This window comes from Streptomyces sp. ISL-10, assembly GCF_018614575.1.
Classification (GTDB): Bacteria; Actinomycetota; Actinomycetes; order Streptomycetales; family Streptomycetaceae; genus Streptomyces.
Genome location: NZ_JAGGOJ010000007.1, coordinates 137,074 through 150,684, shown reverse-complemented (window position 1 = coordinate 150,684; position 13,611 = coordinate 137,074). Strand labels below are relative to the sequence as shown.

The following is a 13,611-nucleotide window of genomic DNA, read 5'->3' as shown; positions in this document are numbered from 1 at the left end:
ACGCCCTCACTTCACGGGGAGGTGGTACGCGACGCGGTAGCGGTCCGCCGGGACGACCACGTCCGCCGTCTCGACCGCGCGCCCCGACGCGTAGTACGTCCGCTCGATCACCATCACCACATGGCCGGGCACGCCGCCGAGCGCCAGCAGCTCCTCCGCGAGGCCGGGCCGTGCGCCGACCTCCTCCACCACGTTGTCCACGACGATGTCGATGGCGGCCATGCGCTCGACGACCCCGCAGCCGCCGAGCGGGCCCTCCTCGGGGAGCATCACCGGGGTGCGGCCCGTGACCTCCAGCGGCTCCCAGGAGGTGGAGAGCATCATGGCCTCGCCCGCGTCCCGGTAGAGATAGCGGGTGCGCATCACGCGGTCGCCGAGCTGGATGCCGAGGCGGGCGGCGATCTCCGGGCCCGCGTCCTCCTGCTCGCTGCTGGACTCCCAGGTGCCCCGGGTCGCGGCCTCCGCCTGCTCCTGGCGGAACGGACTCGCGCCGGACGGCGGCCGGAAGCCGGAGCGGGCCACCCGCCGGGGAACGGGCCTCTCGCGCACATACGTCCCCGATCCGGACCGGCCCTCGACGAGCCCCTCCGCCATCAGCACCTTGCGGGCTTCGAGAGCGACGGTGTCCGAGACGCCGTACTCCTCGCGGATGCGTGCCTGCGAGGGCAGTCGGGTGTGCGGCGGCAGCGAGCCGTTCACGATCTTTTCCCGTAGATCGCTCGCAACGCGCAAGTAGGCGGGCTGCTCACCGAATGTCACTGGCCACTCCCAACAGATTGACAGACCGCAACAGCCTGACAACCGTGGGTCGTTGACCGCAAGTGTGGGCCAAAGTTTCACCCGAAGTGATGATTTGCCGGTGAGGGGTGGTTTACTGCCGGTACGTCAGGGCTCGGAGCCCGGCCCCTGTGGCGTCGGCGCCGTCTGCGGCCTCGCGGCCTCGCGGCCTCGCAGTGTGCCGGTGAGCTTCCCCTCGGTCGCCGCGTCGGCGCAGATCACCGTGTGATCGCCGAACCGCGACTCGGGTGCGGCGGCTGCCCGCCCTGGGCTGCGGGGTCCACGGCTCGTTGCTCCTCTGGTTCGCCCCATCACCTGCGAACGGGCGCGCGGATCATGCGACGTAGGCCCACACCGGACGGCAAGCGGCAAACAAAGGGGACATACGGACGAAGAAGGGGCGGCCGTGAGCGGCCGCCCCTTCCGTCCGTTCCCGACGAGGGTCAGGTGATCAGGGTCGGACTCAGAACTGCAGCGACCAGGCGTCGATCCGGCCCGTGTCGTAACGGGCGTTGTCGCTCACCCGCAGCTTCCAGGTGCCGTTGGCGACCTCGGACGACGCGTTCACCGTGTAGGTGGTGATCACGTTGTCCGCGCTGCCGCCCGACCCGTAGGCCTTCAGGTTGTAGACCGAGCCGTCGGGGGCGACGAGGTCGACCTTCAGGTCACCGATGTAGGTGTGCTTGATGTCGACCGAGACAGCAGGTTGGACGGGGCGTTGCCCGTGACACCGCTGACGGCGATCGGCGACTCCGTCGTGGCGAAGTCGTTGATCGCGTAGTCGCCGGTGTTCTCGAACTTGCTGCCGGGCGGGGTGGTGCTGCCGCCGCCGACGTACAGCAGGCGGTTGGGCGAGCCGGTGCCCGGGTTGCCCACCACGCCGGAGGTGGCGGCGGCGGTCAGGGCCGAGGACACCTGGGCCGGCGTCGCGGTTTTGTTGGCGGCCAGGTACAGCGCGGCCGCACCCGCGACGTGCGGGGTCGCCATCGAGGTGCCGGAGATGGTGTTCGTCGCCGTGTCACTGGTGTTCCACGTCGACTTGATCGACGAGCCAGGGGCGAAGATGTCCAGCACGCTGCCGTAGTTGGAGAAGCTGGAACGGGCGTCGGAGCTGGTGGTGGAACCGACGGTGATGGCCTCGGAGACCCGCGCGGGCGAGTAGTTGGAGGCGTTGGAGCCGTCGTTGCCCGCCGCGACCGCGTAGGTGATGCCGGAGGCGATGGAGTTGCGCACGGCGGTGTCGAGGGCGGTGTCGACGCCGCCGCCGAGGCTCATGTTGGCAACGGCCGGCTTGACGGCGTTCTGCGTCACCCAGTCGATGCCGGCGACGACCTGCTCGGTGGTGCCCGAACCGGAGTTGTCGAGCACGCGGACGCCGACGATCTTGGCCTTCTTGGCGACGCCGTGGGCGGACCCGGCGACGGTGCCGGCGACGTGCGTGCCGTGACCGTGGCCGTCCTGTGCCGTGTTGTCGTTGTCGATGGCGTCGTAGCCGTAGGACGCGCGGCCGCCGAAGTCGCTGTGGGAGATGCGTACGCCGGTGTCGATGACGTACGCCGTCACACCCTCCCCTGCGGTGTCGGGGTAGGTGTAGCTCTGGTTGAGCGGCAGCGCCCTCTGGTCGACCCGGTCGAGGCCCCAGGACGGCGGGCTGGGCTGCGTACCGGAGATCTTGAAGACGCGGTTCTGCACGACGGAGTCCACGGCCGGGTCCGCCGCGAACTTCTTGGCCTGCGCCTCGGTGAGCTGCACGGAGTAGCCGTTGAGCGCGGCGTCGTACGTCCGCTTGATCTTCGCGCCGTACTCGGCCGCGAGAGCCTTGCCCGCCTTCGAGCCCGCGTCTGCCTCGGACTCGTCGAGCGTGACGATGTAGCTGCCCTTGATGACGCCGGGGGCACCGGCGTTCTCGATGACGCCTTCCGGCGCCGGCTCGGCCGCGATGGCCGGAAGGGCGGAGACCGTGCCGAGCGAGAGCGCGGCGACGGCTATGGCGCTGGCCGCGGCGAGTCTTCGCCGCGAGTCACGCATCACAGACATGTGAGGGGTCCTCCTCATAGGTGGTGCGCTGCTGTGGGGGTCATGACAGACGAGCGGCAGGGGCATGCCAACGATTCGGTATCAACGCGGCTACCCCCCTTGTGCGTCTGCCGAGCGAAAGATTGGCGGATCCATAGGAATCGCACAAGAGGTCGGGCAGCAGCGAAACCCGGGCGTCATACGGGCGCCGCGCGACTGCCACGCGGCTGACATGCTGGCGGATATGACGTCCTATCGCTGCCCCGGTTGCACGAGTTACTGGCCGGTCGATTCTGCCACTTGGTGCTGCCGTGACTGCCGCGGCCCCCTGGACCTGGACTTCCGCGCCTCTGCCGTTCCCCGCGTACTGCCGGCGGGCCGCGTGAATTCACTGTGGCGTTACGAAGAGGCACTGCCGCTGTCCGGACCGGCGATCACCCTCGGCGAGGGCCGCACCCCGCTCGTTCCCCTCACGGCGAACGTCTCGGCGAAGCTCGACTTCGTCATGCCGACGCTGTCGTTCAAGGACCGGGGCGCGGTCATGCTGGCGGAGCTCGCCCGCCGGCTCGGACCGCGCCGGGTGATCGCGGACAGCAGCGGGAACGCGGGCACAGCAGTCGCCGCCTACTGCGCGCGGGCGGGTCTTGCGTGCACGGTGTACGTCCCCGAGGGCACGTCAGCGAAGAAGACCGAGCAGATCCAGGCGCACGGCGCCCGCCTGGAGGTGGTCCCCGGCGACCGCGAGGCGACGGCGTCCGCCGCGCGGGCCGCGGCCGACGAACCCGGCGTCTTCTACGCGAGCCACGTCTACAACCCCTACTTCCTGCACGGCACCAAGACCTACGTCTACGAGCTCTGGGAGGACCTCGGCGGCCGGCTCCCGGAGGCGATCGTCGTGCCGGTCGGCAACGGCACCCTCCTGCTCGGCGCCGCACTCGCGCTCGACGAACTGCTCGCGCACGGCCTGATCGACGCCCGCCCGGCGCTGGTCGCCGTCCAGGCGGAGGCGGTCTCCCCGCTGGCCACGGCCTTCCGTGCGGGCGCGGACGACCTCCCGTCCCCCTCTGCCCGGAGGCCGACCCTCGCCGAGGGCATCGCGATCCCGAACCCGCCGCGCGCCCGGCAGATCCTGCGGGCGGTACGGGAGTCGGGCGGCGAGTTCCTGACGGTGACGGAGGACGAGATCCGCACGGCCCAGCAGGACCTGGCGGCACGGGGCCTGTTCGTCGAATCGACGGGCGTGGCGTGCTGGGCGGCGACCGGTTCGTGGACCGACCGCACGGCGGTGGTCCCGCTGTGCGGGGCGGGCCTGAAGACGGGGATGGCGCGGTAGGGCGAGGCGGTCTGTGGCCCCTGACCCCGGTTGGGGTCAGGGGCCACAGCACGTGCGGGAGCGACGCGGTCCTGCGGGACGGAACAGTCACCGAATCGCTGGATGCGAGGGGGAGGTCGTCGAGGTTCGGCCGGGCGGGCTCATGCCCCCGTCTGCGACAGGAGCGGGCTGTGGATGTCGCGCTGGCCTGGCAGTCCCGACCGTGTGTCGGGCTTGTCGTGGTCGTGCTGCTTGCAGAATGTGGCGGTGGAGGGCAGGTAGGTGTCGTCACCGGCGAAGGTGGCGGTGTAACAGGTGTCCTTGTCACGCTGGCCGCGGACCTTGCAGGTCGCCTTGCCCTTGTCGTTGGTGGTGACGGTGCACAGCGTGGTGGTGTCGGTGGTGAAGGTGATGGTCTCGCCCTCCAGGGGCTCGCCCTCGGCGGTCAGCCGGGCGATCAGTTTGAGGCCGTCCCTGCCCTTCGACTCCTTCGACTCCTTTGAGTCCTTCCCCTTCTTGTCCTTCTCCGCCTTCAGCCTCAGCCGGGTCGGGATCCGCTCTTCGACGGTCCCGATCGCCACACCAAGGGGACTGTCGCCGACGGTGATGGTGTCGATGACCGTGTTGGTGGTCGTGTCGATCACCGACACGGTGTCATCGTTGAAGTTGGTGACGTAGACGCGGCTGCTGTCCGGGGTAGCCGCCACATCCTGCGGGTTGTCGCCGACGGGGACGGTGTCGATCACGGCGTTGGCAGCGACGTCGATCACCGACACGGTGTCATCGGCGGCGTTGGTGACGTAGACGCGAGTACCGTCCGGGGCAACCGCCACCCCGACGGGCTGGCTACCGACGGGGATGGTGGTGATCACGGTGTTGGTAGCGATGTCGATCACCGACACGGTGTTATCACCGGTGTTGGTGACGTAGGCGCGCGAACCGTCCGGGGTGACCGCCACTCCAATCGGGTTGTCGCCGACGGTAATGGTGTCGACGACGGTGTTGGTGGCGATGTCGATCACCGACACGGTGTTATCGCCGGTGTTGGTGACGTAGGCGCGCGAACCGTCCGGGGTGACCGCCACTCCAATCGGGTTGTCGCCGACGGTAATGGTGTCGACGACGGTGTTGGTGGCGGTGTCGATCACGGACACCGTGTCATTGAAGGCGTGGGTGACGTAGAGGCTGGAGCCGTCGGGGGTGACCGCCACCTCAAAGGGAACGGCGCCGAGGGTGATGGTGTCGATGACGGTGTTGCCAGTGGTGTCGATCACCGACAGGCTCAGATCGCCGGCGTTGGCGACGTAGACGCGCGAACCGTCCGGGGCGACCGCTACCGCCCGGGGGCGGTCGCCGACGGCAATGGTGTCGACGACGGTGTTGCCGGCGGTGTCGATCACCGACACGGTGTCATCGTCGAAGTTGGCGACGTAGGCGAAGGTTCCGGTTTGCGCGGCCGCGGGCGTGGCCACGGTGACCGGGACGGCCAGGCCCGCCAGGACCGCCACTCCCGCCACCCAGGCCCGCACCAGCACCCACCACGACCCCCCGCCCCCGCGGCTTCGCCCCCCGTTCCCCGGCTCCGAAGCCCCCCGGACCGCGATTCCTGACATGAAGACCTCCTACAGCGCATCCCACCGAGGTGTATGCGAGTGCTCCTGGGACTCGGCGATTGATGCCCCGTCATGGACGTGCGGGGCTCGCCGCAGCGCTGAAGAGCGCCGCAGCCGACGCTAAGTCCGGATCCGCCCGTTCCCCGGCGGAGGCGTCTGGCTGCGGCCGTACGGACGACCCGAATCCCCCTTCCGGCCCCGCCCCACGCGGACCACCCCCGCTACCTCGAACTGAACAGCTCCCGCGTCCTGCGGCCGGGGTGGCACACGCCGAACGCTTCGCCCGCCAGCTCATCGACGACGCGCCCCAACCACCTGGCTGCGGCTACGTGAAGTCCGCGTACGCCATGTGGCGCCCGCAGGTGCGGCACATGAAGAGGTAGCCGGTGGGCTGACTGTCCTTGTTCAGAGCACCGACGTAGCTCTCCACTGCCTCGTCGGCCCACCCCCACGCTGCGGCCTCGCTGCGCAGCGCCTCCAGCGCATCCGGGAACGCAGCCAGCTCGGCCCGCCCCTACCGCTCCCAGGAACGCAGCGCCGTCACCGCAGTGGAAGAACCACCGCGGGTCCTGCCAGGAGGAGAAGCCCGGCGTACGCGCGTCAAGGGACGTCACGACCGCGAGCGGCACATCGTCTCCGATCGGATCGCCGATGAAGTGCGCTTCGTACTCCACGGCCGCGCTGCCGTCCGCGATGCACCACGGGCACAGCGGGTTGGAAGGCGTCTCGACCGCGTACACCGGGCCCGTATGGACGTACCCCCGCGACCGCCCGCAGCAGACACAGGAGGAGCCGTCGCCCAGGGCCTTCACCACCGGCAGGGCCGCGTTGCCGCGGACCCGCCACAGCAGGCCGCCCGCGCTGGTGGCGCGGGCGGCCTGCTCGAAGCCGTGAAAGCCTCGGTCGGCGAGAGGAGCGCCCCTTCCCCGAGCTGGGTGAACAGCTGCCGGGGCAGGCTCTGTTCGGCCGCCGACTGCGGTCCGGCGGCGGCTGCGAACACCGCGTGGGTGCCGCATGGGGCGTACCAAAACACCGCAACGTCAATGAGGTCGCGGAATTGACGGCACGCCAGGAGGAGCTAGACAGGCACGCCTTGCGGGGCTCCGGCTTCATTCGCCGACCACTGCTGATTGCGGACGAGGTCCTGGTACTGCGGGCAGCGGGCGAGCAGTTCCTGGTGCGTTCCGGCATCCAGGGCGTGACCGGACTCCATGATCAGTACGTGATCGGCATGCTGCACGGTGGACAGACGGTGGGCCACGACGACCACGGAGCGGTCCTGCGCAAGCCGCGTAACCAGGTCGCGCAGACGCTGTTCGTTGATGCTGTCCAGTTGCGAGGTGGGTTCGTCCAGCAGGACCACGTCGGCGTCGGTGAGCAGTACGCGCGCCAGGGCGAGGCGCTGGCGTTGTCCGCCCGAGAGGTCCGTCGCACGTCCGAGGAGCGTATCGAGCCCGTCGGGAAGCCGCAGCACCTCGTCGCGCAGCGCCACGGAGTCGAGGGCGTTGAGGAGTACGTCGTCGCCAGGTGCTGCGTCGCAACCCAGCAGGAGGTTGTCGCGTACCGTCCCTTCGAGCAAGGTGAAACTCTGGTCTACGTAGGCCACACGCCGACGGAGGTCGTTCAGCGGCCAGTCCTTCACGTCATGCCCCAGGACGCGGATCGTGCCCTTGTCCGGATGCACAAATCGTTCGATGAGCGTCAGCACCGTGGACTTCCCCGCTCCCGAGTGCCCGACGAGCGCGGTGAGCCCGCGGCGAGGTGCCGAGAAGGTCAGGTTCCCCAGGACCGGCTCGCCGTCGTAACCGAAGGCGATGTCGCTGAATTCGACACCCGGTGCGCCCTCGACCGGCACGGGGCCGGTGGTGGCCGTGTCGTCGGCTTCCTGGGGAAGCGACAGCAGCTCGTCGAAGCGCGTGCGGGCGGCGAGCCCCGCCTGCAATTGGCTGATGCTGGAGGCCACGATCGCGACTGGAGCGACGAGTTGGAGCAGGTAGAGAAGGAAAGCCGTGAAGTCCGGCATGGACAGATCGCCGGAGGCCATCCTGGCGCCGCCACCGAGAATGATGCTGACGAGGGCGATCTGCTGGCCGAGGCCCATCACGGGGCCGATGAGTGATTGCAGCCGGGCGCTGAAGAGTGTGGATTCCGTCAGCTCGGTGGCGTCTTGGGCCAGGGAGGCGGTCGCGTGTTCCTCGGCACGGTAGGCCTTGATGGTCGGCAGCGCGGCGAGTGTGGCGGTGAAGCGCTGCGCCAGTTCGCCGAGGGCTGTCTGCTGGGCGACGATGCTGCGTCGTACGCGGACGATCACCAGGCCGATGACAGCACCGGCCAGGGCGAAGGACCCTACGGTGATCAGGACGAGCACCCAGTCGAGCACGCTCATGACGACCAGGGTGGCCAGGACGGTAATGATCGACAGCGGAAGCTGGATCGCCCCGACATCGATCACGGAGCGCAGCATCATCGCGTCGGAGGTGACACGTGCGACGAGGTTGCCCGGACCTTGGGTTCGGACCTCGCGCAAAGGAAGCCGCATGGTGTGGTCCATGACGCGCGAACGCAGTCTCAGGATCATCTGTTCGCCGATACGGGAGAGCAGATAACCGGAGATGGTCGCCGAGAGTGCTCCGGCGATGGCGACTGCGGTCATCAAGGCGACCGGCCACAGCAGTCCGCGGGTTCCCGAAAGTGCTTCCACGAGGTCTCTGACCATCAGTGGTACTGCCAATGTCGCGGCCGTCGATATCAGTGCCAACAGGGCCGCGAATACTAGCTGCAGGCGGTCTCCACCGGCCAGATATGCGCCCAACCGCAGTCCCGGGGCAGATTTCTTACGGGCGACTGGCATTCGCTTGTTCCACCTCGTGTGAGAATTTCCGGGATTCACGAGTTCATCCGTATCGCGATGGCGGCGGCGATGGTGATGGCCCCTGTCAGGCATCCGGCGTCTGGGTACGAGCCAGTCCACCACACGCTCGCGCGAACAAAGTAACGACAATTCTTGATCCTTCGGCGCTGCCCCGAGGGAGGTGCCCCGGTTCTTGTGAATTGGCCCAGTCCCGGGCGCCTCAAAGTTGGCGTTGATGCGCGGCTCCTTTCGGGCGGTTGTCACCGAGGCCGATGGCTGCCTGTAGCGTGACCGGACGTCAACCATCCTGACTTCCCGGACGGTTGGGTGCAGTGGTTGGTTCAGAAGGTCGGCGAGAGAGAAGGAACGGGCATGTTCAGCAAGAAGGAAACGCATCTGATTGCGCTCAGCGACCTCGGCGACGCTCGTGATGCGGTGCACCAGGCCCTGTCGGATGCCCCCGCTGACGAGCTCCCCGGACTGCGGCGCGCCGCGCGGATCCTGGACGACCTGTCGGAGCGGGCCGGCGAGCCGCGGCTGCGTTGGGCCCGGGGAATCCTTGAGCGTGAAGGCATTGACCCCGTGAGCCATGAGGTGTCGGCCATACGGGCCTTGCGGCTGGAGCTCCCGGGTCTGAGCCTGACGGCCGCCACCGAGCTGGCACGGGAGGTGAAGGCGGCCCAGGGGAGGTGACCGGCCGCTTGAGGCCACCGCCGCGAGAGCCCCTCCGGGATCCCGTCCGGAGGGGCTCTCGCATGCCCGGGGCCTGTTGATGGAAAGTACTTGCCAGACTGGAAAGTTCATGCCAGGCTGGAATACGTAAGCGCCCCTCGTCGACACCAGAAGCCGGAGAACTGATGAACACCTCAGGAGCGATGCAGCCGAGCGCAGAGTCCGCCGCGGCGGCACTGCGCGGCGCGCGTGCCGCGCAGACCGCGGCTCGGCGCCCCCAAGTGGTGCCTGGCTGGTATCCCGCCACGCACGGGCTGTTGCTCGCCGCGGGATTCACCGGCTTCGGCGCGGCACGCATGTGGCCCCAGTGGCAGGGCTGGTTCCTCGCGACAGCCATGCTCTGCTCCGTCGGCTTTCTCGCGGTGACCTGGATCATGATGCGCAGCTCCGGGATTGCTCCCTGGTTCGACCGGCGCGAGCGGGGGGCGTCATGGCGTTCCTGGGGCTCGCCCCTCGTGCCATTCGTCGCGGGCCTCCTGCTGGCGATCCCCTATGGCACGGCCGGCTGGTTCCTCGGGTTCGGTGTGGTCGCCGGGGCTGGGTCCTGGGTAGGGGCCGCCCGTCGGCGTGCCCGCGCTCTGGAGTCGTCGTGAACCGTGCGGACGTTCCCGGCCTGGACAAAGAGATCCATCATCCGACCCGGCTCACCGTGGCGGCGTTCCTCTCCGGTTGCGCGGAGGCCGACTTCGGCACGGTGCGGGACTACTGCGGGGTCACGGACTCCGTGATGAGCAAGACGGTCGCGGCGCTGGAGAAAGCCGGCTACGTGAGTGTGCGAAAGGGGTATCTCGGTAAGCGCCCCCGGACTTGGGTGGCGCTCACCCTGAACGGCAGGCAGGCGCTCGCCGCGCACCTCACCGCGCTCGAAGCCCTCGCGGAAGCCTCTCGGAGGGCGGGCGCACATGGGCAGGCCCCTGGCCACGCCGAGCATGAGGAGAGCTAGGGCCCCTGTCCGGGCGGGCAGAAAACACCGCTGGGTGCCTGGGGGGAGTCAGGCACCCAGCGGTGGGTGTGAATCTGCGGGCGGGAGCTGGTTCAGCAGCCCCAGTTCGCCGTGGCCGAGACGCCGGCGCCGCTGATGGCGCTGACAGCCGCGCCGCAGCCGCCGCTGGAGCCACCGATGAAGCTCAGGACCGTCGGCGTGATGGCCGGGGCGTCGGCCGACACGCCGGCGCCGAACTCCTCGGCGTTGGTGTAGGCGGTGTAGCCGGCGAGGAGCTGGTCTGCGGTGTTCATGAGAATCCTTTACTGAATGCTATGGGAAAGTGCGAAATACTTCTGCCCGAATGTCCGCCTTTTTCAGGCGGGCACCCACCGGGACAATCAGCGGTTGCTGATCAGCAGCCCCAGGCCTTGGTGCTGGCGATGCTGCCCGCGGAGGCACCGAGGGAGAAGTAGATGCACTCGGGGGAGGAAACCGTGGTGATGGTGGGCGTCGCCGCCGGGGACTGGTTGTCCGCGCTGGCGCCGAAGTCCTCGGCGGTGGTGTAGGCGGTGTAGCCGGCGAGGAGCTGGTCTGCGGTGTTCACGGCGATCCTTCACTGATCGAGTTTCAGGGCGGGTTCTTCCTGCCCTGCCTCTATTCGATCGCATGGACTGCCCGGAACGCCACGGAAAAATTATCGTTGATTGGCTCGCCCGCCTTCGCGACCTGCGCGTTGTCTCCCCCGGCCACAACAAGTGGCTCACTGACCGGAGCTGTCAAAGATATGCCCCGGTACAAGTCTGGGCATGACGGGGACTCGCTGCGCAGGAATACCGGCAGCAGGAATGCATGCAGCCCCCACCAGGAATGGTGAGGGCTGCACGGCTGTGAGCGCCTTGAGGGGTCGATCATTTCTTATCGGGTGTCCGGCGTCGGTGTCTTCTCAACGCCTGCCATACATTCAGTTCAAGGCATACCTCTCCCAGAGCGGTCTTGAGCTCTGTCATCTCTGCAACGAGCCGGCTCTCCCGCAGAGGCGGGCGGTGTGCGTCGGCCCCCTGAAGTCCCAGCAGTCCGCCTTCGATGAACGCCTCACGCCAGTCCTCGATGGCCTGCTCCGATATGTTCGTGCGCCGTCCGGCTGCCTCGGCAACCGATTCCCGGCCCGAGATGACACTCAGGACGATGCTGACCTTGTCTTCGACGGAGAGTGCCTGGGGCGGTGGGTCGTACGTGCTGTCTTCCATCCGCTCACGGCCTGGTGGTCATACCAGGCCGATTCCCGGCAGCACCGGAGAGTCCAGATTCCGGGCCGGCATCAGCGGGTCCGTCCCGGCGTTGAGGAACGCCTCGGCGACGACGGCCTCGCGTGCGACGCCGTCGGCCCGGACCGCGTGTCCCACCAGGGCCTCGGCGAGAACTTGGCAGCGATGCTCGCCGAAGCTCAGCTTGCCCTTGCCGGGCCGCGGGTCGTCGGGCTCCCAGGCCGCACCCACCCCATCGGCCACCCGGCGGACGAACGGGGAGGTGGCGGAGCCCAGACCGGGCAATCCCTGGACGGAGGCCGCGATCTCGCCCGCCGCATGCCAGGCATCCGGGCCGAGATAGACCACCAGTGCGTCGCGGCGCGGGAAGTGTTTCAGGGACGAGGTGACCTTGGCCCGGTAGCGGAGCTCCAGCTCCTCCATCCGCGACAACACCGTCCTCCAGGCATCCGGGGCCGACTCCGCGTCGGTCAGGTGTATGTAGAGGCGCAGCATCTGGGACCCCGTGACACGTCCGCGGGAGCCGTCGGTCAGGAAGAACCCGGTCGAAAGGGCGGGTCGCGGCGCCGGGATGTGAAGGGTGACGAGATCGGAGTCCGCGTCCGGCAGCCGGTCGGCGATGCGATCACGGGGGATGCGTACCCGCAGGCCGTCGAGCAGGACTGTCACGCTGTCCGCCCCGGGGACATCGCTGAGCACGGTCGCCTGGACGAGCGTGGTCCGGTGGGGCATAGCGGCGAAGAGCCGCTGGTCGAAGTCGTCGTCGCGCAGGCTTCGTTGCCGGGTGGTGTCGCCCTGCTCCGCCATGCCGGCATGCAGATTCTGGTAGAAGAGTCCGCCGAGCTTCTTGGCGAGGTCGCCTGGGGTCTTGGCGTCCAGTTCCTCGTCTCCGACGACGGCGGTCAAGCCCCCCTCGGCGACCTCGATCTGTCCGAGCTCCTCGGAGATCTCGGGAGCGATGAGCCCAATGGCGGTCGTCATGAGGTGCCTTCCAGACCGAGTACGGAGGTGAAGTTCTGCGGTGCCAGCAGCACCGTGCGTCCGATGCCGGCGGCCGCGCGGTCGCCGGCCGTCAGCCGCGTTCCGAATTTGGCACCGGCGAGCATGCGGTCGATCATGTGCCAGCCGGCGAAAGCCGCGACCCGGGTCATGAAGCCTTCCTCGGTCGTGGCGCGCGTTTCGCGGTACCCACCCCGGAACGCTTCGATCCGGGGGCGCAGACGGTCTATTTCGCGGGCCCCGTGGGCGAGGATGTCCTCGTGGGATGCCTCGCGGCCGAAGCTGTACCCGGGGTCCTCGCTGATGGACTTGGGGATGCCCTGGATCGCCCGGTACAGCCATTCGCCGACGAATCCGCCGACGTCTCGGGCGGCGTCGCCGAAGCGGAATTCCTCCCAGTCGGTCAGATAGAGGTCATCACCGGCGAGGAGGAACTGGTCGAGTCGGACGTCGCAATGGGCAGGCACCATGGGCGCGTCCGCTTCCCGGCGGCGCAACCCGTACAGGGCCGCGATCAGTTCGGCGTCCGGCTGGAGGAGTGCCCAGGACTCGACTTCGGCGAACGCGGAGTGGATGTAGACCGGCATCGACAGCGCATCGAAGTCGTCCATCGGCGGTGTCGGGTGGGGGGTGCTGTCCAGGGTTCCGGTCTCGAGCGACAGCGAGTGCAGGATTCCGAGGATGCGGCCGGCCCTGCGGCACATGTCGTCGTCGAAGTCGTCGTCGGCGGACAGTTCGGACCCGGATCGGGCGTCTTCGAGCCGTGTGAAGGCGACCAGACGCTGCTCCTCGTCCGACCCGAGCAGTTCGGGAGCCCGGAGTTCTGTTCCGCTGAAGCGTGACGCGATCTCCTCGAAGGCCATGATGCGGTGGAACCGCCGCAGTACGTCGGCGGGTTCGCCGCCGACCCGCTTGACGAACACCCCGGCGCCGGTGCTGGTCGTACCGGCCCAGTTGTCATTGCGGCCGATATGGGCCACGACGGTGTCCGGGTCGAAGCGGCCCAGACCGAGCCGTTCGAGGAACATCTCGACCTCTGGGGCCTTCTCCAGTTGAACCGGATCGAAGCGGGCGCGGGTCAGCGAGGGCTTCGATTCTTGATCTGTAATCACGATCACGGA

General features: G+C 68.5%; 13 protein-coding genes and 2 pseudogenes. 4 read left to right on the top strand and 11 right to left on the bottom strand.

What is annotated here, in order from left to right:
- Positions 1-6: 6 nt before the first annotated feature.
- On the bottom strand, positions 7-759 hold the full coding sequence (locus tag J7E88_RS07370; RefSeq protein WP_215178522.1) for a GntR family transcriptional regulator: 753 nt from the start codon (positions 757-759) through the stop codon (positions 7-9).
- Positions 760-1,240: 481 nt separating this feature from the next.
- Positions 1,241-2,814 (bottom strand): annotated as a pseudogene (locus J7E88_RS07365) (S8 family serine peptidase).
- 223 nt (positions 2,815-3,037) lie between these two features.
- On the opposite strand from J7E88_RS07365, the gene J7E88_RS07360 reads away from it, so the two are divergent.
- Complete coding sequence (locus J7E88_RS07360) at positions 3,038-4,126, top strand: threonine synthase (RefSeq protein ID WP_215178521.1); 1,089 nt, start codon at positions 3,038-3,040, stop codon at positions 4,124-4,126.
- Positions 4,127-4,266: 140 nt separating this feature from the next.
- On the opposite strand, the gene J7E88_RS07355 is transcribed toward J7E88_RS07360, so the two are convergent.
- The 4 genes and pseudogenes from J7E88_RS07355 to J7E88_RS07345 form a co-directional block, all read right to left on the bottom strand.
- Positions 4,267-5,634 (bottom strand): beta-propeller fold lactonase family protein, encoded by a 1,368-nt coding sequence (locus tag J7E88_RS07355; protein ID WP_215178520.1) that lies wholly within the window; start codon positions 5,632-5,634, stop codon positions 4,267-4,269.
- Positions 5,635-6,043: 409 nt separating this feature from the next.
- A complete protein-coding gene (locus tag J7E88_RS35630; RefSeq protein WP_251022308.1) occupies positions 6,044-6,190 on the bottom strand; it encodes a CbrC family protein in 147 nt (48 codons plus the stop codon).
- 103 nt (positions 6,191-6,293) lie between these two features.
- A pseudogene (locus tag J7E88_RS35625) lies at positions 6,294-6,734 on the bottom strand (CbrC family protein); the annotation flags it as partial.
- Between the two features lie 62 nt (positions 6,735-6,796).
- Positions 6,797-8,689, bottom strand: coding sequence for an ABC transporter ATP-binding protein (locus J7E88_RS07345; protein ID WP_308307402.1), 1,893 nt, complete (start codon positions 8,687-8,689; stop codon positions 6,797-6,799).
- Between the two features lie 252 nt (positions 8,690-8,941).
- Here J7E88_RS07345 and J7E88_RS07340 point away from each other — a divergent pair, with 252 nt between their 5' ends.
- The 3 genes from J7E88_RS07340 to J7E88_RS35615 all read left to right on the top strand — a co-directional run bounded on the left by J7E88_RS07340 (position 8,942) and on the right by J7E88_RS35615 (position 10,244).
- Positions 8,942-9,262 (top strand): hypothetical protein, encoded by a 321-nt coding sequence (locus tag J7E88_RS07340; protein WP_215178519.1) that lies wholly within the window; start codon positions 8,942-8,944, stop codon positions 9,260-9,262.
- A 164-nt stretch (positions 9,263-9,426) separates the two neighbouring features.
- The gene (locus tag J7E88_RS35620; RefSeq protein ID WP_251022261.1) at positions 9,427-9,894 is read left to right on the top strand and encodes a hypothetical protein; all 468 of its coding nucleotides are present in this window, start codon (positions 9,427-9,429) and stop codon (positions 9,892-9,894) included.
- On the top strand, positions 9,891-10,244 hold the full coding sequence (locus J7E88_RS35615) for a transcriptional regulator (RefSeq protein ID WP_308307401.1): 354 nt from the start codon (positions 9,891-9,893) through the stop codon (positions 10,242-10,244). The genes J7E88_RS35620 and J7E88_RS35615 overlap by 4 nt, the downstream gene beginning before the upstream one ends.
- Positions 10,245-10,336: 92 nt before the next feature.
- Here the strand turns inward: J7E88_RS35615 and J7E88_RS07330 are convergent, their stop codons facing one another.
- The 5 genes from J7E88_RS07330 to lxmK all read right to left on the bottom strand — a co-directional run bounded on the left by J7E88_RS07330 (position 10,337) and on the right by lxmK (position 13,602).
- A complete protein-coding gene (locus J7E88_RS07330) occupies positions 10,337-10,537 on the bottom strand; it encodes an LxmA leader domain family RiPP (RefSeq protein WP_215178515.1) in 201 nt (66 codons plus the stop codon).
- Positions 10,538-10,638: 101 nt separating this feature from the next.
- Positions 10,639-10,830 (bottom strand): LxmA leader domain family RiPP, encoded by a 192-nt coding sequence (locus J7E88_RS07325; RefSeq protein ID WP_215178513.1) that lies wholly within the window; start codon positions 10,828-10,830, stop codon positions 10,639-10,641.
- Between the two features lie 304 nt (positions 10,831-11,134).
- The gene (locus tag J7E88_RS07320) at positions 11,135-11,473 is read right to left on the bottom strand and encodes a helix-turn-helix domain-containing protein (RefSeq protein ID WP_215178511.1); all 339 of its coding nucleotides are present in this window, start codon (positions 11,471-11,473) and stop codon (positions 11,135-11,137) included.
- 18 nt (positions 11,474-11,491) lie between these two features.
- Positions 11,492-12,472, bottom strand: a complete 981-nt coding sequence (locus tag J7E88_RS07315; protein WP_215178509.1) for a T3SS effector HopA1 family protein — start codon at positions 12,470-12,472, stop codon at positions 11,492-11,494.
- Positions 12,469-13,602, bottom strand: coding sequence for a class V lanthionine synthetase subunit LxmK (lxmK, locus tag J7E88_RS07310; protein ID WP_215178507.1), 1,134 nt, complete (start codon positions 13,600-13,602; stop codon positions 12,469-12,471). Before lxmK ends, J7E88_RS07315 begins: the two co-directional genes overlap by 4 nt.
- Between the last annotated feature and the right edge of the window lie 9 nt (positions 13,603-13,611).

Bases quoted from the DNA above. Each gene is read 5' to 3' on its own strand.
- J7E88_RS07360 (WP_215178521.1), top strand. From the start codon at position 3,038: ATGACGTCCTATCGCTGCCCCGGTTGCACGAGTTACTGGCCGGTCGAT.
- J7E88_RS07340 (WP_215178519.1), top strand. From the start codon at position 8,942: ATGTTCAGCAAGAAGGAAACGCATCTGATTGCGCTCAGCGACCTCGGC.
- J7E88_RS35620 (WP_251022261.1), top strand. From the start codon at position 9,427: ATGAACACCTCAGGAGCGATGCAGCCGAGCGCAGAGTCCGCCGCGGCG.
- J7E88_RS07330 (WP_215178515.1), bottom strand. From the start codon at position 10,537: ATGAACACCGCAGACCAGCTCCTCGCCGGCTACACCGCCTACACCAAC.
- J7E88_RS07320 (WP_215178511.1), bottom strand. From the start codon at position 11,473: ATGGAAGACAGCACGTACGACCCACCGCCCCAGGCACTCTCCGTCGAA.
- J7E88_RS07315 (WP_215178509.1), bottom strand. From the start codon at position 12,472: ATGACGACCGCCATTGGGCTCATCGCTCCCGAGATCTCCGAGGAGCTC.